This is a genomic window from Cryobacterium sp. TMT1-3 (genome assembly GCF_004402315.1).
In the GTDB taxonomy this organism is placed as follows: domain Bacteria; phylum Actinomycetota; class Actinomycetes; order Actinomycetales; family Microbacteriaceae; genus Cryobacterium; species Cryobacterium luteum.
Genome location: NZ_SOFW01000022.1, coordinates 104232 through 125567, shown reverse-complemented (window position 1 = coordinate 125567; position 21336 = coordinate 104232). Strand labels below are relative to the sequence as shown.

The following is a 21336-nucleotide window of genomic DNA, read 5'->3' as shown; positions in this document are numbered from 1 at the left end:
GAATGCTTTTCCCGGGCCCGACCCGTCAGAAATTGAGCTGGGCCGGGCGCGAACGCAACCCGACCCACCAGAACCGCACTGAGCCCGACCAATGAATACGCAGAGCCGGGCCCGCCTCAAACTACTCGCGCAGTGAAATTCCCTCAGTAGCAGGCGCGTTCGAGTACATCGTCTCGATCTCACCGGCGAAGTCCCGCAGAATGATGTTGCGCTTGATACTCATTTTCGGCGTCAGGTGCCCGCTGTCCTCGGTGAATTCAATAGGCAGCAGGGTGAACTTGCGAATCGACTCCGCCCGGGACACGCCCTCATTGGCATGGTCGACCGCGCGCTGAATCTCCGCCAGCACAGACTTGTTGACGGATGCCTGTGCGAGCGACATGCCGGCATCCTCCTGGTGGTTGTTCAGCCAGACCGGCAGCATGTCGGGGTCGAGGGTGATGATCGCGCCGATGAACGGCTTCTGGTCGCCCACCACGACGACCTGGCCGATCAGCGGATTTGCGCGGATCGGGTCTTCGAGCGCGGCCGGAGCGACATTCTTGCCGCCGGCCGTCACGATGATCTCCTTCTTGCGCCCGGTGATGGTGAGAAAGCCGTCGGCGTCCAAGTCGCCGATGTCGCCGGTCTTCAACCAGCCGTCGTCGAAGGTGGCAGCGGTGGCCTCCGGGTTCTTCCAGTATTCCTTGAAGACGTTGACACCCTTCACCTCGATCTCGCCGTCATCCATCACGCGCACCGAGACGCCGGGCAGCGGCGGTCCGACGGTACCGATTTTGGCCCGGGTGGCGAGCCCAACTGTTGCCGGAGCCGTCGTCTCGGTCAGGCCGTAGCCCTCAAGAATGACGATACCGAGGCTCTTGAAGAAGTGCCCGAGGTGGGCGCCGAGCGGGGCGGAACCGGAGACCGCCCAGACGACTTTGCCACCCATCGCGGCGCGTAGTTTGCTGTACACCAGCTTGTCGAACAGGGCGAACTTGATCTTCATGCCGAGTGGAATCGACGTTCCGGCTTGCTCAAGCTTGGAGTGCTCGACGGCCACGTGCGCGGCAGCGTCGAAGATCTTGCCCTTGCCGCCGGCGACGGCCTTCTGCTGGGCCGAATTGTAGACCTTTTCGAAGACCCGCGGAACCGCGAGCAGAAAGGTCGGTTGAAAGCTGCCGAGTGCGGCCAGCAGCGTTTTGGTGTCGGCCTGATGGCCGACGCGCACTCCGGCGTGCACGCAGAGCACCGAGATGAATCGTGCAAAAACGTGGGCGGTGGTGATGAACAGCAGGGTGGAGGCGCCGTCGGGGTGAACCAGGACTTCCCGAAGCGCAACCGCTGCGTTGCGGCTGGTTTCGAGGAAGTTCGCATGGGTGAGCACGCAGCCCTTGGGTTTGCCGGTCGATCCGGAGGTATAGATGAGGGTGGCAATGTCGTCGCCAACGGCGAGAGCGCGGCGGCGTTCGATTTCAGCATCCGTCACGTTGACGCCCCCGGCAACGAGCTTGTCAAGGTCGCCGAGATCGATCTGCCAGACCGAACGGATGTCCGGCAACTCCGGGTGTACCTCATCGAACCGGGCAAAATGGTCGGCGGTTTCGACAATGACGGCCAGGGCGCCGGAGTCGCTGAGGTTCCACTGCACCTGGCTGGGCGAGCTGGTCTCGTAGACGGGCACCAGAACGGCCCCGGCGAACCAGACGGCGAAGTCGATCAGGGTCCACTCATAGCGGGTCTTGCAGATCAGCCCGATCTTGTCGCCGGGTTCGATGCCGGCGGCAACAAGGCCCTTGGCCAGTGCCACAACCTGAGCGTGGAACTCCCGGGTGGTGACGGGCAGCCACTGGCCGTTCCGGGGAAGCGAGAACAGTACGAGGTCCGGAGTCGCGGCGAGGCGGTCCATGAGCAGGTCGGTGATGTTGGCGCCAGGATCGGCGGGAACGACGGCGGGCATTTCAAACTGTTTCACGGTAGCTCCTTCGGTACCGGCTGAACAATTCACTGCCCCTGCAACCAAATGTCTGCAGTGAGCGGGTGTTTCATGCAGCGGCAAACTGGTTTACTACACTCTAGATGGTGTCAGGCATCGCCGCCCGGTCCCTTTAGTCCACTATCCGCTCACCCGAACGAAAGGTGCCCCGTGCACGCCATAGGTATCGATATCGGGGGCACCAAGATTGCCGGTGCACTCGTCGACGAGGCGGGCAGCATCATCCGCTCTGATCGACAGCCGACCACGCCGGGAAGCCCGGGCGAGATCGAGGACACCGTCGTCGCTATGATTCTGGGCCTGTCCGAGGGCGAGGATGTCGTGGCGGCAGGGGTCGCTGCGGCCGGATTCATCGACTCGGCCCAGTCGACGGTCTACTACGCCCCGAACATCAGCTGGCGTAACGAGCCGTTCAGGGACAAGCTCGAGGCCCGGCTCGACCTGCCCATCATCATCGAGAACGACGCAAACGCCGCCGGCTGGGCTGAATTTCGGTTCGGCGCCGGACGTGCGTACACCGACATGGTCACCCTCACCATCGGCACCGGCGTCGGCGGTGCGATCGTGACTAACAACGCCCTGTTCCGCGGCGGTTTCGGCGCCGGCGCCGAGCTGGGTCACCTGCGCGTGGTGCCCGACGGGCTGCCCTGCGGCTGCGGTGCCCACGGCTGCCTGGAACAGTACGGATCGGGTCGGGCGCTGCTGCGCATCGCCAACGAATTCGCGGATGCCGGCGGCATCGGACTCGGTCTGGCCGGCGCCCGCGAGCGGCGAGGCAAACTCACCGGCAAAGAAGTCGGACGGCTGATCCAGGACGGCGACGGCGGCGCCCTTGCCGCGCTGCGCCAACTGGGCGGCGTGCTCGGACAGGCCTGCGCGAGCCTTGGCGCGGTGCTCGACCCTCAGGTGTTCGTGTTCGGCGGGGGAGTGGCCGCCGCCGGCGACCTGCTGCTCGAACCGATCAAGGCGGCCTACCTCGACTATCTGCCGGCGCGCGGCTATCACCCTGAGGCGGAGTTCGCGATCGCCCAGCTCGTCAATGATGCGGGGGTGGTCGGCGCGGCCGACCTGGCCCGGCTGCACGCGGTGCGCTGAGCGACGTGTGTGCGGGGCAGCGCGCGGCATCCGCTCTGCTGCGGGGCGACTAGGCTTTCGTAGTCGGATAAAGGAGTGCGAATGTTCTATTGGTTCATGAAGAACATCGTTATCGGCCCGCTGTTGCTCACCCTGTTTCGACCGTGGATCATCGGCTTGGAGAATATTCCGAAGACCGGCCCGGTTATTCTGGCCAGCAATCACCTGTCGTTCATCGACTCGGTCTTTCTGCCGCTCGTCGTGCCGCGCCGGGTGGCTTTTCTGGCCAAGAGCGACTATTTCACCGGAAAGGGCGTCAAAGGCTGGGCGACGCGGCAGTTTCTCACCGCTGCCGGCCAGCTGCCCATCGACCGGTCGGGCGGCAAGGCCTCGGAGGATTCCCTCAACACCGGCCTGCGCGTGCTCGGTGAAGGCCGCATTCTCGGAATCTATCCCGAAGGCACGCGCAGCCCGGACGCCCGCCTGTATCGCGGCCGCACCGGCGTGGCGCGGATGGTGCTGGAATCGGGTGTGACGGTCATTCCGGTGGCCATGATCGACACCGAGAAGGCCATGCCGACCGGCACGCGCATTCCTCAGGTGCGACGCATCGGCATCGTCATCGGCAAGCCGCTGGACTTCACCCGGTTCGAGGGGATGGAAGGCGATCGCTTTGTGCTGCGCAGCGTCACCGACGAGCTCATGTATGAGTTGCAGCGCCTGAGCACCCAGGAATACGTCGACGTCTACGCCTCCTCCGTGAAAGAAAAGCGGGCGAGCCTTTCGCGCTAGGCTGAAAGAAGTGCTGTCTGCGGCTTTGGCGCGGCGCACCTCATCCATTTCGGGCCGGTACCCGCTGCCGGTTCAACAGAGAAAACAGGAATCATCCCGTGGTAGACCCCACCGAGCCCATCGTTGCCGCAGAAGCCTCTGTCATCACGGGTCTGGACCACTGGCGCACCTTGCCGATCAAGCAGCAGCCCACCTGGCCCGACGCGGCCAGGGTGGCTGCGGCATCCGCTGAGCTGGCGACGCAGCCGCCGCTGGTCTTCGCCGGTGAGGTCGACATTCTGCGCGATCGGCTCGCCCAGGCCGCCGGAGGTCAGGGTTTTCTGCTGCAGGGCGGCGACTGCGCCGAAACCTTCAGCGGTGCAACGGCCGATCAGATTCGCAACCGTGTCAAGACCGTGCTGCAGATGGCCGTTGTGCTCACCTACGGTGCGTCGATGCCGGTGATCAAGATGGGGCGCATGGCCGGCCAGTTCGCCAAGCCCCGCTCGAGCGACTTTGAGACCCGCGGCGACGTCACACTGCCGGCCTACCGCGGCGACATCGTCAACGGCTACCCGTTCACCCCCGAGTCGCGTGAAGCCGACCCGGACCGGCTGGTCAAGGCTTACCACACCTCGGCGTCGACCCTCAATCTGATTCGCGCCTTCACGCAGGGCGGCTTCGCCGACCTGCGCCAGGTGCACAGCTGGAACCAGGGCTTCGCCGCGAACCCGGCCAACCAGCGCTACGAGAAGGTAGCCAAGGAGATCGACCGGGCGATCAAATTCATGATCGCGTGCGGCGCCGACTTCGAAGCCATGCGCCGCACCGAGTTCTACACCAGCCACGAGGGCCTGCTGATGGACTACGAGCGCCCGATGACGCGCATCGATTCGCGCACCGGAACGCCGTACAACACCTCGGCCCACTTCATCTGGATTGGGGAACGCACCCGCGACCTCGATGGTGCCCACGTGGACTTTCTGTCGCGGGTGCGCAACCCGATCGGCGTCAAGCTCGGCCCGACCACCTCGGCCGACGACATGCTGCGCCTGGTCGACAAGCTCGACCCGAACCGCGAACCGGGCCGCCTGACCTTCATCACCCGCATGGGCGCCGGCAAGGTGCGCGACGCCCTGCCGCCCCTGCTCGAAGCCATCAAGGCGAGCGAGGCGACGCCGCTGTGGGTCACCGACCCGATGCACGGTAACGGCGTCACCACGCCGACCGGCTACAAGACCCGTCGTTTCGACGACGTCGTCGACGAGGTCAAGGGCTTCTTCGAGTCGCACCGCGCCGTGGGAACGCACCCGGGCGGAATCCACGTCGAACTCACCGGCGACGACGTCACCGAGTGCCTCGGCGGCTCGGAGCACATCGATGAGGCCGCCCTGGCAACCCGCTACGAGTCGCTCTGCGACCCCCGCCTCAACCACATGCAGTCCCTCGAACTCGCCTTCCTGGTGGCCGAGGAGCTGGCCGCCCGCTAGCCCCTTCGCTGGACGGGGCCTGGGCCCCGTCCCTGGGCCCAGTTTATAAACTGGGCCCAGGGACATAAGGTGGGCCCGTGAGCGGATGCCGACACTCGCGCTCCTGTCGCGGCCCGCGCCGGAACGGGTCATCCGCTCCCCGCCGCGCTACCGCACGTTTCGGATGCGGCCCGCGCCGGAAACGGGTCATCCGCTCCCCGCTCAAACATTCGGGCCTTCCCGGGGCCTCCGCGAAAAGCGTGCGGAGTCCCCGGGAACACCCGAAAACTCGCAACTCCGCGAACAACCCGCATCCGCCGCTTCATCCTGAGCCGCTTTGGACCGCGGGCCTCGTCGAGCCGTAAGTTTTCCAGGTGCGGCGTCGTCGAGCCGTGAGTTTTGATCGTTTCAACGGCGGCAAAGTCAAGTGGTCAGGGCAACGCGGGGGTTTTTGCTTCGAAAAGTAGCTGGTTGAGGCGCTGTGCGGGGGTTCGGAGGTTGAGGGTGGGGCGCGGTCGACGGTTCAGCTTCGCCGCGACCGCCTGAACCCCGACACGGCCTCTGGCGGGTCTCACAGATCGGGGCTATTGGGTCCCGTATCTGGCTGCTTTTTGTACTGGAGCCGGCCAAACCTTCAGGCAGCGACGCTACGCAAGCTCGCCGGTCAGTCTGATTGTGGTGCCCTTTACGGCGGACGTACCAGCCGGGGGGTCGGTTGCCTTGACGACAATGGCGAACTCGACTGTGTCCCACAGTCCGCTGTAGTCGAGTTTGAAGCCGAGGGCGGTCAGCGCTGCTTTGCCGTCCGCCCAGGACATGCCGACGACATTCGGCACGATCACCGGCTCGGGCCCGCGGGAGATGACCAGGGTGAGTGTGGCACCCTCGCGAATGGTTCCTTCCGGTACCTGCGCGGTGATGACGTCGCTCTCGGCCACCGTGTCGCTGTAGGTCTCTTCGCCGGAGACCACGAGCAGGTTCTTGCCGGCCAGAATGTCGGTGGCCTCGGCCACGGTCTTGCCGTCGACGTTCGGGATGGCCCCGAGCGAGACGACGAGGTTCACGGTCAGGCCTTCGAAATAGGCGCCCCCGGCCGAGACGTCGGCACCGTCGGACTCCTTGCTGGCCGACACGACCGACCCCTCGGGAACATCGCCGCTGAAGACGGGGTCGATACTGCCGACCACGGCTTTGAGGTCGGTAATGGCAGTGGATGCCGCCTCCTGCGACAATCCGGCCAGGGCCGGCAGGGTGACGGGTTGCAGCCCCTGGGAGACGATGATCGTGACGGTGCTGTCTTGCGGTACACGACTGCCGGCATCCGGATCGGTGCCGATGACAAGTCCCTCGGCGATGGTGGCGCTGAACGCACCGCCAAGCTCGGGAACCAGCCCCAGCCCGGTCAGCTGGGATGACGCAGCCTCGGGCGAGGCGGCGGCGAAGTCGGGGATGGACACGTCAGACCCGGGGCCAGAGCCGAAGTACCAACCGGTTCCGCCGAGGGCAGCGGCGAGGAGGATGACGAGGGCAAACAGCCAGAACCCGCGTCGTTTTCGTTTGTCGGCTTTCTTGCTCAGGAGGTCGCCGCTGTCGGGTGGATCGACCGGGCCGGTGCCGACCGGGTGGATGCCCAGCAGGGTCGCGGCGGGAGGTTTTGTGGGAGCGAGCTTGCCGCCGAGAACCTGCGTTTCGGCATCCGCGAGGGCGTTGGCACCGGTGCGCATACTGGCGGGTAACACCATGGTGGACTGCAGGGCAAGCTCCTGTGTGGCGTCGCGCACGAGCGCGCTCACATCGTGCAGCTGGTCGAGCATGACCCGCGCGTCCCGGGGACGGTCTTCGGGATCGCGCGCGGTGGCCCAGAGCACGAGTTCGTCGAGTTCGCGCGGGATGGCGGGAACCCGACTGCTCGGCATCGGCACGGTGTCGTTGGCGTGCTGGTAGGCGATCTGCATGGGCGCTTCACCCACGTAGGGCTGTTCGCCGGTGAGCATTTCGAAGGTCATGATGCCGAGGGCGTAGATGTCGCTGCGCGCATCGGCGATGCCGCGCGTGACGAGCTCGGGGGAGAGATAGGCGATGGTGCCGAGCAGCGCCTGGCCGGTCGCCGTGTTGTTGTTGACCGCGCGGGCCAGCCCGAAGTCGCTGATCTTGATGCGGCCGTCGTCGGCGAGCAGCACGTTCTCCGGCTTCACGTCGCGGTGCACGATGCCAGCCTTGTGGGCGGCGGCGAGGCCGCTGAGTACGGCTTCGAGAATGTCGAGGGTCTGCTCGGGGGTGAGCCGGCCGTAATCCTTGAGCAGGTCGCGCAGCGTGATGCCCGGCAGGTACTCCATGACGAGGTAGGCCATGTCGGCGTCCTGGCCCTGATCGAACACGTTGACAACGTTGGGGTGGGCCAGCCGCGCCGCCGACCGAGCCTCTTGAATGAAGCGGATCTTGAACGCGCTGTCGTCGGCGAGATGGCCGTGCATGATCTTGATCGCGACCCGCCGTTCGAGCCGCAGGTCGGTGGCGAGGTAGACCGTGGCCATGCCCCCGCGCGCGATGCGGGAGCGCACTTGATACCGGCCGTCGATTAGACGGCCGATCAGCGGGTCGGTCGAGGGAACGCTCACTCCTTGATTCTACGGAATTCGGTGGGGGCACCGACGCGCGGCGCGCAGAAACCGTCCCGGTCGGGGGTCACCGGGCCCCGCCGGGCCTGGACGGGTCAGCCGATTTGGCTGAGCCAGGCCCGCGCCGACGTTTCCCACTTGGCGTAGTGGTCAGGGTAGGCCGAAATTTGAACGGCTTGCGCCGCCTGGGTCACGGTCATTGACTCCCAGCCGGGAATGTCGAGCAGGCCGCGGGTCACATCCGGGTTCGGGTTGCTCGCCCCGCCGAAGAAGGCGAGGCTGGCTCGAACCGGGTCGAGTGCCTGCTCCGGGGTGCCCCAGCCGGCGCTCGGGCGCTGCTGGAACAGACCCAGGGAATCCCGGTCGCCGTAGTCGACGTTGCGCAGCCCCGATTCCTGGGCCGCTGCGGCCAGCGCGACGACGAGACCGGCATCGCTCACGCCCGCGCCTCGCCCGACCGACACGATCGTCTGGGCGTTCACGCGCATCTCGTCGGACATCGGGGTGATCACACCGGCGGTGGCCACGGTGATCGGTGCGGCAACCGCAGCAACGGATGCCGGTGGCCCGGTGACCGGGAGGGTCAACACCTGCCCCGGGTAGATGATGCTCGACCAGCCAAGACCATTGGCGTCGAGCACGGCCTGCACGCTCACCCCGGCTGCGTCGGCCACGGCCGTGATGGTCTCGCCCGAAGCGATCGTGTGCGTGGCCGCCGCTGCGGCGACCGGCGCCACGTGCACCGCCGACTCCATCGCCGGCGCTGCGGCCAGCAGAATAACCTGGCCGGGAAAGATGACGCTGCTCCCGGTCAGGCCGTTCGCCCCGAGAACATCGGTGGTCTTCAGCCCGTGGGCGGTGGCGATGCCGCTGATGGTGTCCCCGCTCTGCACGGTGTAGCTGCCAGCGGATGCCGCCGGCGCGACCGGCGCAACGGCTGGCGGAGCCGCCAGGGTCAGGGTCAAAACCTGGCCGGCAAAGATCAGGGCCCGGGAATCGAGACCGTTCAGCGCCAGCACGGCCGCCGTCGACAGGCCGAACCGGGCGGCGATACCGCTCACGGTGTCGCCGTCCACGACCGCGTACTGCGCCGGCGCGACCTGCACGGCGGCGACTGCGGCCACCGACAGAACGGGCGTCGTCTCGGCGAACTTCGATTTGAGGGGCTTCTTCGCCAAGGCCTGAGCCTGGGCGGGCGCGGCCAGATTGAGGCTGATCGCAAGGGTGCCCACGAGCACGATGGGTACGGTCAGCGAAGCGGGCTTCTTCGCCCGCTGTTTCGCAGCAGCAGCACCCTGCGCGCCGGATAAATCGGCAACGGTCGCTCCGCGCCCGGCGGGCGCCGCAGCATCCGTCGTATTCGTTTTCAGCCTGGTCGACATGGTGCTCCGTTCATTGTGCGCACACGGCCGATCCGTACCTCACGTTCGTACAGCATCGAGTCGCGTGCAGCAATCCCCACTCCGAGGTTTTCACAATTTAGAGGGGGAGTCAATTGAACGGGCGGCACGTATTAGCACTGATCACGACAAAAAAGCGGCCGAAGGTTTCACCGCAGCCCCAAATTATGGGAAGCTACAGGGGTGAGTGACGTGTCTTCAGAGCCCGAGTGGCTGACTATTCCTGCCCTTGTCAACCTGCTCGGAATGAGCCAGAGCCGCGTGCGGCACCTGATCGACGACAAGTACCTGCTGGCCATCCGGCGGGACAACGTCGTGTCGGTTCCGGCGCTGTTTCTGCGTGACGGTGCCCCCGTTCCCGAACTGCGCGGCACCCTGTTCGTGCTGGCCGACGACGGCTTCACTGACATGCAGGCTATGACCTGGCTGCTTGAGGTCGACGACAGCCTCGGCGTTCCCCCGATCGAGGCCCTCCGTGCCGGACGCAAGGCCGAAGTTCGTCGGGTCGCCCAGGCCCTGGCCTGACCAGCGCGGCCGAACAGCGCCCGCTCAGAACGCGCGGCGGGTGACCCGTTCGGTCAGGTCCAGCAGGTTCTGCCTGGCTTCGGCGCTGATCGGCGCGAACCGCAGCGACGCAATGGCCTCAGCGACCTGCGATTCGATGAGTGTCTCTACCCGGTCGACGGCACCGCTGGCGGTGATGAGCCGCTGCAGGGCAGCGATGCTGCCGGCATCGAGCGTGGGGTCACCGAGCTGAGCGTCGAGCGACGCGCGGTCGGCGTCGTCGAGCCGCTCCCGTGCCAGGGCGATCAGCACCGTGCGCTTGCCCTCGGTCAGGTCGTCACCGCTCGGTTTGCCGGTCACCGCGGCATCACCGAATACGCCGAGCAAGTCATCACGCAGCTGGTAGGCCATGCCGAGCGGCAGGCCGAATGCGCGCAGGGCGTTGAGCTGGGCGTCCGTGGCGCCGGCCAGCGCCGCCCCGATCACGAGCGGCGCCTGAACGCTGTACTTCGCCGATTTGTAGACGATCACCCGCAGGGCCCGGTCGAGCAGCTCCGCTTCCGGCTGGGCCAGCCAGGCGCGTTCCTCGAGAATATCGAGGTATTGTCCGGCAATGACCTCGGTGCGCATGTGGTTGAATTCCAGCCGCGCCCGCCGGGCCGAGACCCGATCGGTGAGGTCGTAGAGCGCCTCGTCGAGCAGCTCATCGCTCCAGCCGAGCAGCAGGTCGCCGAGCAGAATCGCCGACGCCCGCCCGAACGAGACCGGATCGCCGGCCCAGCCCTCATTCTCGTGCAAACGTTCGAACAGTTTATGAGCGCTCGGCGCACCGCGACGAGTGTCGGAATTATCGATGATGTCGTCGTGCACGAGCGCCGCGGCATGAAAAATCTCCAGTGCGCTGGCGGCCGACACCACCGCCTCCGGCCCCGCCGTCAGCCCGGTCGCGGGGGGTGCCAGGGCAGCGGATGCGCCCCCCCGGTCGACCGCGGAATCCGATGATGCGCTCACCGTCGGCTGGCCCGGCTCCGGTCGGGAATCCGGGGCCAGAATGCTCTGGGTACCCCAGTAACAAAACTGGGCCCTGAAGCGCTTTCCACCGCTGAGAAACTGCCGTGAGTAGTCGATTAGAGGAGCCAAATCAGAGCTGATCAGGGTCACAATTGGTTCGCGGGACATGAGGTACTCGTCGATGCGGGATTGAACCAGATCGACCAGGCGTTTGCTTTCGGGCACCCGTATAGCCTAGCCATCACGGCGGGGTTAGAATTGGGCAGTTAGATTTAACTGATTTGAGCTTGTCCGGTCGATTATGTCAACCCACCCGCTCGATCCCGTAACTGGAGGGAATGAGATGCCGCTTTCGGAACAGGAGCAGCGACTCCTTGAAGAGATGGAGCGAAGCCTCTATCACAACGATGCCGACTTCGTCGCCAGCGTTGGAGCGTCGAGGCTTCGTCCGAACTATCGTTCCATCGCGATCGGCGTTCTGCTCGCCGTCGCCGGCATCGTGGCACTCATCGCCGGAGTTGCCATCGCGCAGTTGTGGCTGGGGATTCTTGGCTTCATCGTCATGTTCGGTGGTGTGCTCATCGCTGTGACGCCCGGCAAGGCCATTCGGTCCGTACCTGGACCATCCGCTCCCGGTCGTCGCCCGGCGCAAGCCAAGTCAAACCAGGGCTTCATGGATCGCCTCAATGATCGGTGGGATCGTCGTCAAGACGGTCAGTAACTCGACCGTTTCGAAACCCGGCCCCTCCATCGGGCTCCCATAACTCCATAGAAAAGCTGTTTCGCAGGGCCGATCATCTGATCGGCCCTTTTTTTATGCCCAAAACCAGGGCGGCGTCAGGTTTTTTGATGAAACACGCTCCATTTTCCTCCACTGGCAGATCGCAGTGAATTCGGGAATAAATCATGACAAATCGCGAAAATAGTCGCTAAATCTTAGGTTGGTGGTTGAAGGTGGAGTAAAGTGGAGTAAGACCTGAATCTGGCCGGAAGAAAGGGGTGGTGCGTGTTCCTTGGTACCTACGCCCCCCGGCTCGACGAAAAAGGTCGCATCATTCTTCCCGCGAAGTTTCGGGACGAACTCTCCACCGGCGTGGTGATGACGCGGGGACAGGAACACTGCATCTACGTGTTCAGCACCCGCGAATTCGAGACTCTGCACGACAAGATCCGCCAGGCTCCGGTCACGAGCAAGCAAGCGCGCGACTACCTCCGGGTGTTCCTGTCCGGGGCGAGTTCAGAAACGCCGGACAAACAAAACCGCGTCACCATCCCCGGCAACCTGCGCAGCTATGCGGGGCTTGACCGGGAACTGACCGTCATCGGTGCTGGCAGCCGTGTCGAGATTTGGGACAGCGAAGCGTGGGCCACGTACCTCGCCGAGCAGGAAACCTCGTACGCCAACACGACGGAGGAGGTGATTCCGGGACTCTTCTAGCCCCTGACGTCTGACTCCCAGCCGTTTTTGCCCTGACACACTTCCCCGGTGCCAGGACGAAATGGAGGGGAATCAGGCCTCACGGACTTTCCCGGCATTATGGCCAGCAACAATATTCCCAGCAATGAAATCCACACCCCGGTGCTGCTCGAACGCTGCGTCGAACTGCTCGCACCCGCGCTGGAACGGCCCGGCGCCGTGCTCGTCGACGCGACACTCGGCATGGGCGGCCACGCCGAAGCGATTCTGTCGCGCTTTCCCGACCTGACTCTCGTTGGCCTCGACCGCGACACCGAGGCCCTCGCCATCGCCGAGGAACGCCTCAAAGGTTTCGCAGGCCGGGTACACCTCGTGCACACCGTCTATGACGGCATCGGCGAGGCCCTCGACGGCCTCGGCATCACCGAGGTCGCCGGCATACTGTTCGACCTCGGCGTCTCCTCCCTGCAGATCGACCGCGTCGAACGCGGCTTCTCCTACTCCAAGGATGCCCCGCTCGACATGCGCATGGACGGCACCGCCGGCCTGACCGCTGAGAGCATCCTCGCCGATTACAGCGAACGCGATCTCAAACGCATCTTTCAGGACTACGGCGAGGAAAAACTGTCCGCGCGCTACGCGAAAGCCATCGTCGAAGCTCGCGAAACGACGCCCTTCGTGCGGTCGGCCCAGCTCGTCGACGTGATCACCAAGGCCACCCCGGTCGCCATCCAGCGACTCGGTCACCCGGCCAAACGGGTGTTCCAGGCCCTGCGCATCGAGGTCAACCAGGAATTGGCCGTGCTCGAACGTGCCATTCCCGCCGCGCTCGACCGGGTCGCCGTCGGCGGTCGCATCGTCGTCATGGCCTACCAGTCGCTCGAGGATCGCATCGTCAAGCGTGCCCTCGCCGCGGCATCCGGTTCAACGGCACCCGCCGGGCTTCCGGTGGAACTGCCCGAACACAAACCGCTCTTTTCCCTGCTTCTGCGCGGTGCCGAACTGGCGTCCGACGAAGAAAAGGCACTCAACCCCCGCGCGACGCCGGTTCGGCTGCGCGCCGCTGAAAGACTGAGAAGGGCCGCCGCATGAGCGACAACCTGGCACGCGCGTTCATCGAACACGAGTCGAGTGAACGTGAACCGTTCGCTGCGCCGGCCCGCCGCGGCTTTCGACTCGTCGCGCCCGCCCCGAGCCGCCGGGCCCGGCCGCGCATCTTCTACGCCCTCACCGCGGTGGCCGGCATGGCCGCAATCATCGTCGCGCAGCTGCTGCTCAGCGTCGGAATCTCCCAGGGCGCCTACGAGATTTCCAGCCTGCAGTCGAGCCAGTCCGAGCTGGGCCGCACGGCCGCAAGCGTGAGCGAAGACCTGGTGCGGGTGTCGTCCCCGCAAAGCCTGGCCGCCAACGCCGAGGCACTCGGTATGGTCACCAACTCCAACCCCGTCTACCTGCGCCTGTCCAACGGCGCTGTTTCGGGCGCTCCGGCCTCGGCGTCGGGTTCGCAGGCCGGAGCGGCCAGCCTCGTGCCCAACGCCTTGTTGACCGGCAGTACGCTGCTCACCCAGCTTCCCGATGACGCGGCCGCGACGAGCGGTGCCGTGACGATCACGAGCGCCCCGGTAGTTCCTGCGGGACTCGCGGCACCCACTACCCGATAGTTTGCTCGAGTCGACCATGATGGGCAGATGAGCGTGCGCAACAGCAGTGCCCGTACGACCGGCACCCGAAGCAACCCGACCAATTCCCGGTCCAGCCGTCGCCGCACCTTCTTCACCGTGGCTGTGCTGTTCGCGGTGATCGGCGTGTTCCTGGTGCGGCTCGTGGATATTCAGGTGGTGCAGGCCGATTCGCTCACCGCCGACTCCGTGGGAAACCGCTCGGTCGGTCAGGTCGTCTACGGTTCCCGGGGCGAGATCGTCGACGCCAACGGCGTCGTACTGGCCGGAACGGTCATGCGCTACAACATCACCATGTCCCCGGTGAACGCGACGCCGTTCAAGCGCATCGTCGACGGTGAGAAGGTGGAGATCTCGGTGGCTGAGGCCGCTGCCGAAATCGGTGCGGCGACCGGCCAGACCGGTGATGCCATCTTGTTGACCTTGTCGACGGCACTCGAAGCGAACGCCAAGGCGAACTTCGCTTATATCGCCCAGAAGGTCGACGTCGACGTGTTGCGCGCCGTGCAGGACCTCCACATTCCGTGGACCTACTCCGAGAACAGCCCGAGCCGGGTATACCCGAACGGAGCCGTCGCCGGAAACGTGCTCGGTTTTCTGTCGGGGGAGGGGGTGCCGCAGGCCGGCCTGGAGTCCGGGCAGGATGCCTGCCTGGCCTCCACGAATGGCTCGGAAACCTATGAGAAGGGTGCCGACGGGGTGCGCATCCCCGGCAGCAGCGTCACGAGCACCGCAGCGGTCGACGGCGGTGACGTCGTCACCACCATCGACTCCGACCTGCAGTGGTTCGTGCAGCAGACCCTCGCGGCGCGGGCGCAGGAGACCGGGGCGGCCTGGGCGACCGCGGTCGTGCAGGACGCCAAGACCGGCAAGCTTCTCGCCGTGGCCGACTATCCCTCGGTCGACCCGAACAACGTCGGCGGCACCGAGAACCCCGACGATCGCGGTTCGCGCGCGTTCACGCAGTCCTTCGAACCCGGCTCGACCTTCAAGGCGCTCACCGCGGCATCCGTTCTTGATGCCGGCGTCGCAACGCTCGGAACGGGTGTCGTGGCGCCGTACCGCTATCTGCCGTCTAACGGCGCCAACATCAACGACAGCCACTCACACCCCGACCAACAGATGACCATGACGGGTGTGCTGATCGACTCCAGCAACACCGGCATGTCCAAGTTCGGCGAACTGCTCACCGATCAGCAGCGCTACGACTACATGAAAGCCTTCGGCGTCGGCAGCACCACCGAAACCGGGTTCCCCCGCGAAGATGGCGGAATCCTGCATCCCGCCGGCGAGTGGGACAACCAGACCAGCTACGCGACCATGTTCGGGCAGGGGCTGACCACGACGGCCCTGCAGGTCTCGAGCATGTACCAGACCATCGCCAACGACGGCGTGCGGATGCCGGTGCAACTGGTGGAAGGCTGCCGCCAGTCCGACGGCACTGTGACCAACGTGCCGGATGCGACCGGCACCCGGGTGCTGTCGGAGAGCGCGGCGAACGACACGAGCGACATACTCGAAATGGTGTACCAGAAGAGCTGGGTACAGAGTAAGTGGAATATCCCGGGGTATCGCGTCGCGGCCAAAACCGGAACCGCGCAGATGCCCGACGGCAAGGGCGGGTACTCCAACGGGTATCTGGTCTCGGTATCGGGCTTCGCTCCCGCCGACGATCCGCAGTATGTCGTCTCGGTCAGCATCGCCGACCCTGTTAAACTGAATACGTCTGCCGCACCGGCTCCGGTCTTCCAGGAGATCATGAGCCAGGTGTTGAAAAAGTACCGGGCGGTTCCCTCGGGCGCGACTGCGCCTGACCTCCCTTCCACCTGGTAAGAAAGCGAGCCCTGCGTGTCTGAATTGGCGCCGTCGGCTCTCCGTCCCGAGCACCCCGTTCCGCGGTCGTTGTCGGGATTGGTTGCCGAATTTGATCTAGAACTACGTGGAGACATCGACGGTCTCGAAGTCACCGGTGTGAGCCTGAGCTCGCGCACGGTGCAGCCAGGCGACCTCTACGTCGGCGTCCCCGGCCAGCACCGGCACGGCGCGGCCTTCGCCGAGGCCGCCGCCGAGGCCGGAGCGGTGGCCATCCTGACCGATGAGGCCGGCGTGTCGCTCGCTGCAGCCAGCGGTCTGCCCGTGCTCGTGACACCGGATGCCCGCGCCGCGCTCGGCGCTGTCGCCGCCTGGGTCTACCGCACCGCCGACAACCCGGCGACCCTGTTCGCCGTCACGGGCACGAACGGAAAAACCAGCGTCGTCTACCTGCTCTTCGGCATCCTGAACCAGCTCGGCGTCGTCTCGGGGCTGACCTCCACTGCGGAACGCCGCATCGGCGACCTCGCCGTCACGAGTGCGCTGACCACCCCGGAGGCCAGTGAGCTGCACGCACTGCTGGCCCGCATGAACGAAGCTGAGGTGCGCGCCGTCGGCATCGAGGTGTCGGCGCAGGCGCTGAGCCGTTACCGGGTCGACGGCCTTGTTTTCGACGTCGCCGCGTTCACCAACCTCAGCCACGACCACCTCGATGACTACGCGGCGATGGACGACTACTTCCAGGCCAAGCTCGAGCTGTTCCAGCCCGACCGATCACACCGCGGCGTCGTCACCGTCGATACCGACTGGGGCCGGCGCCTCGCCGACGAGTGTCGCATCCCGGTGACGACCATCACCAATCGGGCCGATGTGGACGCCGACTGGCGCATGACCGTGGTCGGTGAATCCGCCAGCCACACCGAGTTCATACTCGACGGCCCCGACGGTCGCCGCCTGCACACCCGGGTGCCGCTGCTCGGCTGGTACATGGCCGCCAACGCCGCCCTGGCCATCGTCATGCTCGTCGAGAGCGGGTTCGACCTCGACGCGATCGCGCACACGCTCCGTCGGGACGGCGGCATCGTGGCTTTCATCCCTGGGCGCGCGGAGCGTATCTCCGGCGATCGAGGCCCGCTCGTCTACATCGACTACGGCCACAGCCCCGACGCTTTTCTCAACACGCTCGCGGCCCTGCGCAAATTCACCCCGGGCAAGCTCATCATGCTGTTCGGCGCCGACGGTGACCGCGACACCACGAAACGCGCCGATATGGGTCGCATTGCCGCCCAGGGCAGCGATATCGTGGTCGTGACCGACTTTCACCCGCGATTCGAAGATGCCGCGAGCATCCGTGCCGTGCTGCTGGCGGCAGCGCGCGACGCCGTGCCAGACGGCGAGTTCTACGAAGTGGCCAACCCGCGTGCGGCATTCCGCACGGCGTTGTCACTCGCACACGAAGGAGACACCATTTTGTACGCCGGCCCAGGCCACGAGGATTACCACGAGGTACAAGGCGTGAAATTGCCGTATTCGGCCAGAGAAGATTCCCGCCAGGCACTGCGCGACGCAGGGTGGCTGTAAATGATCGCCCTCTCCCTGGCCGAGATGAGCCAGGCCGTCGACGGTGCGCTGCACCTCACCGCCGGCGCTGCACACACCGACCTCGTCGACGGTTCGGTGCAGACTGACTCTCGGCTGATCGAACCCGGCTCCATCTTCGTCGCCAAGCCCGGAGCGGTCACCGATGGGCACCTGTTCGCGCCCATCGCCGCTGAGCGCGGTGCCGCACTGCTCATCGTTGAACGACTGCTCGACCTGCCGGTGACCCAGATCGTCGTCACCGATGCTGTCGCCGCGCTCGGCGACCTGGCCGCCGCGGTCGTCGCGCGGGTGCGCGCAGCCGGAGCGCTCAAAATTGTGGCCGTCACCGGGTCCAACGGCAAGACCACGACGAAGAACCTGCTGCGCAGCATGCTCGAACGGGTCGGTCCCACCGTCGCCCCACGCGGATCCTTCAACAACCAGGTCGGCGCGCCGATGACGATGCTCGAAGTGACCGCCGACACCCGGTTCCTCGTGATCGAGATGGGTGCCAGCAGCGAAGGCGCCATCGCGCACCTCGTGCGCCTGGCCCGGCCCGACGTCGGCATCGTGCTCACCATCGGGCTCGCCCACGCCGGCGAGTTCGGCGACCTCGACGCCACCGTGCGCGCCAAGTCGGAGATGGTCACCGACCTTCTCGAAACGGATGTCGCGGTGCTGAACGCCGACGACCCGCGCGTCGCGCAGATGGCCGCGCTCACCCCCGCCCGCGTCGTTCGCTTCGGCGAGTATGGCCAGGTCGACGTGCGCGCGAGCGACCTGCACCCCGGACGCACCGGTACCACTTTCACCCTGCACCTCGCCGACGGGCAGAGCGCCCCGGTCGCCTTCCCGGTGCTCGGCGAGCACCACGTCATGAACGCGCTGGCTGCCGCCGCCGCCGCCGAGGTACTCGGGGTGTCGTTGACGAACATCGTCGCCGCACTCGAAGCGACCACCAGGGCCGAACGCTGGCGCATGGAGGTGCTCGGCGGTAAAGACGATGTCACCGTTATCAACGACGCCTACAACGCGAGCCCCGACTCGATGAGCGCCGCACTGAAGACGCTCGCCCAGATCGGCACCCCCGGCCGACGCACCATCGCGGTGCTCGGTGAGATGGCCGAACTCGGAGAACTGGCCGGTGAGGAGCACGATCGCATCGGCCTGCTCGCCGTACGTCTGAACATCTCCCAGATGATCGTGGTGGGTCAGGGTGCGCGTCGCATGCACATCAGCACCATCAACGAGGGATCCTGGGACGGCGAATCGGCCTATGTCGACACGCCGGACGAAGCCTTCGAACTGGTGCGCAACAGCGTGAATCCGGGAGATACGGTACTGGTGAAATCGTCCAATTCCGCGGGTCTGCGATTTCTCGGCGATCGACTGGGAGACTTGTTCTCGTGAGAGTCCTTCTGCTGTCCGGCGCGTTCTCCCTCGCGTTCACGCTGTTTCTGACGCCGCTGTTCATCCGACTGTTCAAGAAATTCGGCTGGGGCCAGTTCATTCGCGACGACGGCCCCAAAAGCCACCACGCCAAACGCGGCACCGCCACCATGGGCGGCATCATCATCATCCTGGGCGTTCTGATTAGCTATTTCACCGCCATGCTGATCGAACAACGACCGTTCACGCCGTCGCCGCTGCTCGTACTGTTCATGATGGTCGGCCTCGGACTGGTCGGCTTTCTCGACGACTTCCTCAAAACCCGCAATCAGCGCAGCCTCGGCCTCGGCGGCTGGTCCAAGGTGCTCGGGCAGGTCATCGTCGCCGGTGCCTTCGGCATCCTCTCCCTACAATTCGCCGACCGCAACGGCCAGACTCCGGCATCGACCAGCATTTCGTTCATTCGCGACCTGCCGCTCGACTTCATGAAACTCGGCACCACTATCGGCGTCGCCGTGTTCCTGCTCTGGATCTGCCTGATTGTCGCCTCGACCTCGAACGGCGTCAACGTCGCCGACGGTCTCGACGGCCTCGCCACCGGGGCCTCAATTTTCGCCATCGGATCCTTCGTCGTGATCGGCTTCTGGCAGTCCAACCAGAGCTGCTTCGGAGGAGCGGATGCCGCCGACCAGTACAAGTGCTACCTCGGCCCCGACTCATTCGACCTCGCCATCGTGGCCGCGACCATCGTCGGCGGCCTGATCGGCTTTCTCTGGTGGAACACCTCACCGGCGAAGATCTTCCTCGGCGACACCGGTTCGCTCGCCCTCGGCGGCGCCCTGGCCGCCCTGGCGATCCTCAGCCGCACCGAACTGCTCCTCGTGCTCATCGGCGGCCTGTTCGTGATGGAAGCCGGATCGGTGATCGTGCAGCGCATCTACTTCAAAATCACTCACGGTAAACGCATCTTCCTGATGAGTCCGATCCATCATCATTTCGAACTCAAGGGCTGGGCCGAAGTCACCGTCGTCGTGCGGTTCTGGATCATCGGCGGACTGCTCGTCGCCGCCGGCGTCGGTTCGTTCTACCTCGAATGGCTGTCGCGCTAGTGAGTGTTGACGCTGCCTCACCCGACCGTCTGGATTTGCTCACCAGCTGGCACGCCGACTGGAGCGGTCTGCGCGTGGCCGTCCTTGGCCTCGGCGTGACGGGTTTCGCCGCCGCCGACACCCTCGCCGAACTCGGCGCCAACGTGCTCGTTCTGGCCTCACCCGGACCCGACGAACGGTTCGACCTGCTCGACGTGCTGGGGGTGCCGTTCGTGCAGGCTGACCTGCGCGAGGTGCCTGCGGAGCTCGCGGCGCAGCATCCGGAGGTCATCATCGTCTCGCCCGGCTTCCATCCCGACCACCCGCTGCTCAACTGGGCGGCCGCACACGACGTGCCGGTCTGGGGCGACATCGAACTAGCCTGGCGGCTGCGCGACAAGGTCGGTGCTCCGGCCGAGTGGATGCTGGTGACCGGCACCAACGGCAAGACCACCACCGTGCAGCTCACCGCCACCATGCTCGCCGCCCACGGCAGCCGCGTCGCCCCCTGCGGCAACATCGGTGTGCCCGTACTCGACGCCATTCGTGACCCACAGGGCTGGGACGTGCTCGTCGTTGAACTCTCGAGCTACCAACTGCACCACCTGCCGCAGAGCGGACCGGGTGCTCTGGCACCCTGGGCCAGCCTCTGCCTCAACGTCGCCGACGACCACCTCGACTGGCACGGTTCCGCCGCCGCCTATCGCGCCGCCAAAGCCAAGGTGTACCTGAACACCGCCGTCGCCTGCGTCTACAACACGGCGGATGCCGCGACCCTCACGATGGTGCAGGAGGCCGACGTTCAGGACGGCGCGCGGGCGATTGGGTTCGGCCTCGGCGTGCCCGGACCGAGCGAACTGGGCATCGTCGACGGTATCGTCTGTGATCGGGCCTTTCTCGAGGACCGGTTCGAACGCGCCCTCGAGCTGACCACCGTGCCGCACCTCGTCGAGGCCGGCCTCGGTGCCCCGCACGTGATCATGGACGTGCTCGCCGCGAGCGCCCTGGCGCGGTCGTACGGGGTGTTGCCGGCCACCATCCACACGGCGTTGGAAGACTTCCACCTCGACGCGCACCGCATCGAAACCGTCGCCGTCGGCGACGGCGTGGAATGGGTCGACGACTCCAAGGCCACCAACCCGCACGCCGCCGACGCCTCCCTCGCTGCCTACGAGTCGGTCGTCTGGCTGGTCGGCGGGCTGCTCAAGGGCGTCGACATCGACGAGCTCGTGCAGAAACACGTCGGTCGCCTGCGCGGCGCGATCATCATCGGCGTCGATCGCCTGGCATTGCGCGAGGCATTCGCGCGACACGCCCCCGACCTGACCGTGTTCGAGATCGACCCGGACGACACTGGATCGAACAGCAGCGGATCGAACGGTACCGAAGCGGTGATGACGGCGGCGGTGCGCTTGGCAGCTCGAATCGCCAGGGCCGGTGACACGGTGCTGCTCGCACCGGCGGCCGCGTCGATGGACCAGTTCGAGAGTTACGCCGAACGCGGCCGGCTTTTCAATCAGGCAGTACACGAACTTCTAGGCAGGTGAC

Annotated in this window: 17 protein-coding genes; 13 read left to right on the top strand and 4 right to left on the bottom strand. The window is 65.8% G+C overall.

Annotated elements, in window-relative coordinates:
* Positions 1–121 precede the first annotated feature (121 nt).
* Entirely contained in the window at positions 122–1954 is a 1833-nt protein-coding gene (locus E3O25_RS07770) for a long-chain fatty acid--CoA ligase (RefSeq protein ID WP_092110100.1), read from the bottom strand.
* A gap of 171 nt (positions 1955–2125) precedes the next feature.
* On the opposite strand from E3O25_RS07770, the gene E3O25_RS07765 reads away from it, so the two are divergent.
* The 3 genes from E3O25_RS07765 (at position 2126) to E3O25_RS07755 (ending at position 5310) form a co-directional block, all read left to right on the top strand.
* A complete protein-coding gene (locus tag E3O25_RS07765; protein ID WP_092110098.1) occupies positions 2126–3070 on the top strand; it encodes an ROK family glucokinase in 945 nt (314 codons plus the stop codon).
* A gap of 81 nt (positions 3071–3151) precedes the next feature.
* Positions 3152–3841, top strand: coding sequence for a 1-acyl-sn-glycerol-3-phosphate acyltransferase (locus E3O25_RS07760; protein ID WP_092110096.1), 690 nt, complete (start codon positions 3152–3154; stop codon positions 3839–3841).
* Between the two features lie 98 nt (positions 3842–3939).
* On the top strand, positions 3940–5310 hold the full coding sequence (locus E3O25_RS07755; protein WP_092110094.1) for a class II 3-deoxy-7-phosphoheptulonate synthase: 1371 nt from the start codon (positions 3940–3942) through the stop codon (positions 5308–5310).
* Between the two features lie 626 nt (positions 5311–5936).
* Here the strand turns inward: E3O25_RS07755 and pknB are convergent.
* Positions 5937–7907, bottom strand: a complete 1971-nt coding sequence (gene pknB, locus E3O25_RS07750; RefSeq protein WP_134360864.1) for a Stk1 family PASTA domain-containing Ser/Thr kinase — start codon at positions 7905–7907, stop codon at positions 5937–5939.
* 95 nt (positions 7908–8002) lie between these two features.
* The gene (locus tag E3O25_RS07745; protein WP_134360863.1) at positions 8003–9289 is read right to left on the bottom strand and encodes a LysM peptidoglycan-binding domain-containing protein; all 1287 of its coding nucleotides are present in this window, start codon (positions 9287–9289) and stop codon (positions 8003–8005) included.
* 210 nt (positions 9290–9499) lie between these two features.
* Here E3O25_RS07745 and E3O25_RS07740 point away from each other — a divergent pair, with 210 nt between their 5' ends.
* Positions 9500–9832, top strand: a complete 333-nt coding sequence (locus E3O25_RS07740) for an Rv2175c family DNA-binding protein (protein ID WP_369831124.1) — start codon at positions 9500–9502, stop codon at positions 9830–9832.
* Positions 9833–9856: 24 nt separating this feature from the next.
* Here E3O25_RS07740 and E3O25_RS07735 read toward each other — a convergent pair whose 3' ends face one another.
* Complete coding sequence (locus E3O25_RS07735; protein WP_092110087.1) at positions 9857–11047, bottom strand: polyprenyl synthetase family protein; 1191 nt, start codon at positions 11045–11047, stop codon at positions 9857–9859.
* 118 nt (positions 11048–11165) lie between these two features.
* On the opposite strand from E3O25_RS07735, the gene E3O25_RS07730 reads away from it, so the two are divergent.
* The 9 genes from E3O25_RS07730 (at position 11166) to murD (ending at position 21335) form a co-directional block, all read left to right on the top strand.
* Positions 11166–11543, top strand: coding sequence for a DUF3040 domain-containing protein (locus E3O25_RS07730; RefSeq protein WP_092110085.1), 378 nt, complete (start codon positions 11166–11168; stop codon positions 11541–11543).
* 285 nt (positions 11544–11828) lie between these two features.
* Positions 11829–12260, top strand: a complete 432-nt coding sequence (mraZ, locus tag E3O25_RS07725) for a division/cell wall cluster transcriptional repressor MraZ (RefSeq protein WP_092110083.1) — start codon at positions 11829–11831, stop codon at positions 12258–12260.
* Between the two features lie 99 nt (positions 12261–12359).
* Positions 12360–13331 carry a 16S rRNA (cytosine(1402)-N(4))-methyltransferase RsmH gene (gene rsmH / locus E3O25_RS07720; RefSeq protein ID WP_092110081.1) on the top strand — a complete coding sequence of 324 codons (972 nt, stop codon included), beginning with the start codon at positions 12360–12362 and terminating at the stop codon, positions 13329–13331.
* Entirely contained in the window at positions 13328–13900 is a 573-nt protein-coding gene (locus E3O25_RS07715) for a hypothetical protein (protein WP_092110079.1), read from the top strand. The genes rsmH and E3O25_RS07715 overlap by 4 nt, the downstream gene beginning before the upstream one ends.
* Before the next feature lie 27 nt (positions 13901–13927).
* Positions 13928–15751, top strand: coding sequence for a penicillin-binding protein 2 (locus E3O25_RS07710; RefSeq protein ID WP_134360862.1), 1824 nt, complete (start codon positions 13928–13930; stop codon positions 15749–15751).
* A 15-nt stretch (positions 15752–15766) separates the two neighbouring features.
* Complete coding sequence (locus E3O25_RS07705; protein WP_092110075.1) at positions 15767–17311, top strand: Mur ligase family protein; 1545 nt, start codon at positions 15767–15769, stop codon at positions 17309–17311.
* Positions 17312–18721 (top strand): UDP-N-acetylmuramoyl-tripeptide--D-alanyl-D-alanine ligase, encoded by a 1410-nt coding sequence (gene murF, locus E3O25_RS07700; RefSeq protein WP_092110073.1) that lies wholly within the window; start codon positions 17312–17314, stop codon positions 18719–18721.
* On the top strand, positions 18718–19809 hold the full coding sequence (mraY, locus tag E3O25_RS07695; RefSeq protein WP_092110071.1) for a phospho-N-acetylmuramoyl-pentapeptide-transferase: 1092 nt from the start codon (positions 18718–18720) through the stop codon (positions 19807–19809). Before murF ends, mraY begins: the two co-directional genes overlap by 4 nt.
* On the top strand, positions 19809–21335 hold the full coding sequence (gene murD / locus E3O25_RS07690; RefSeq protein ID WP_241984050.1) for a UDP-N-acetylmuramoyl-L-alanine--D-glutamate ligase: 1527 nt from the start codon (positions 19809–19811) through the stop codon (positions 21333–21335). The genes mraY and murD overlap by 1 nt, the downstream gene beginning before the upstream one ends.
* The last annotated feature ends 1 nt before the right edge of the window (position 21336 follow it).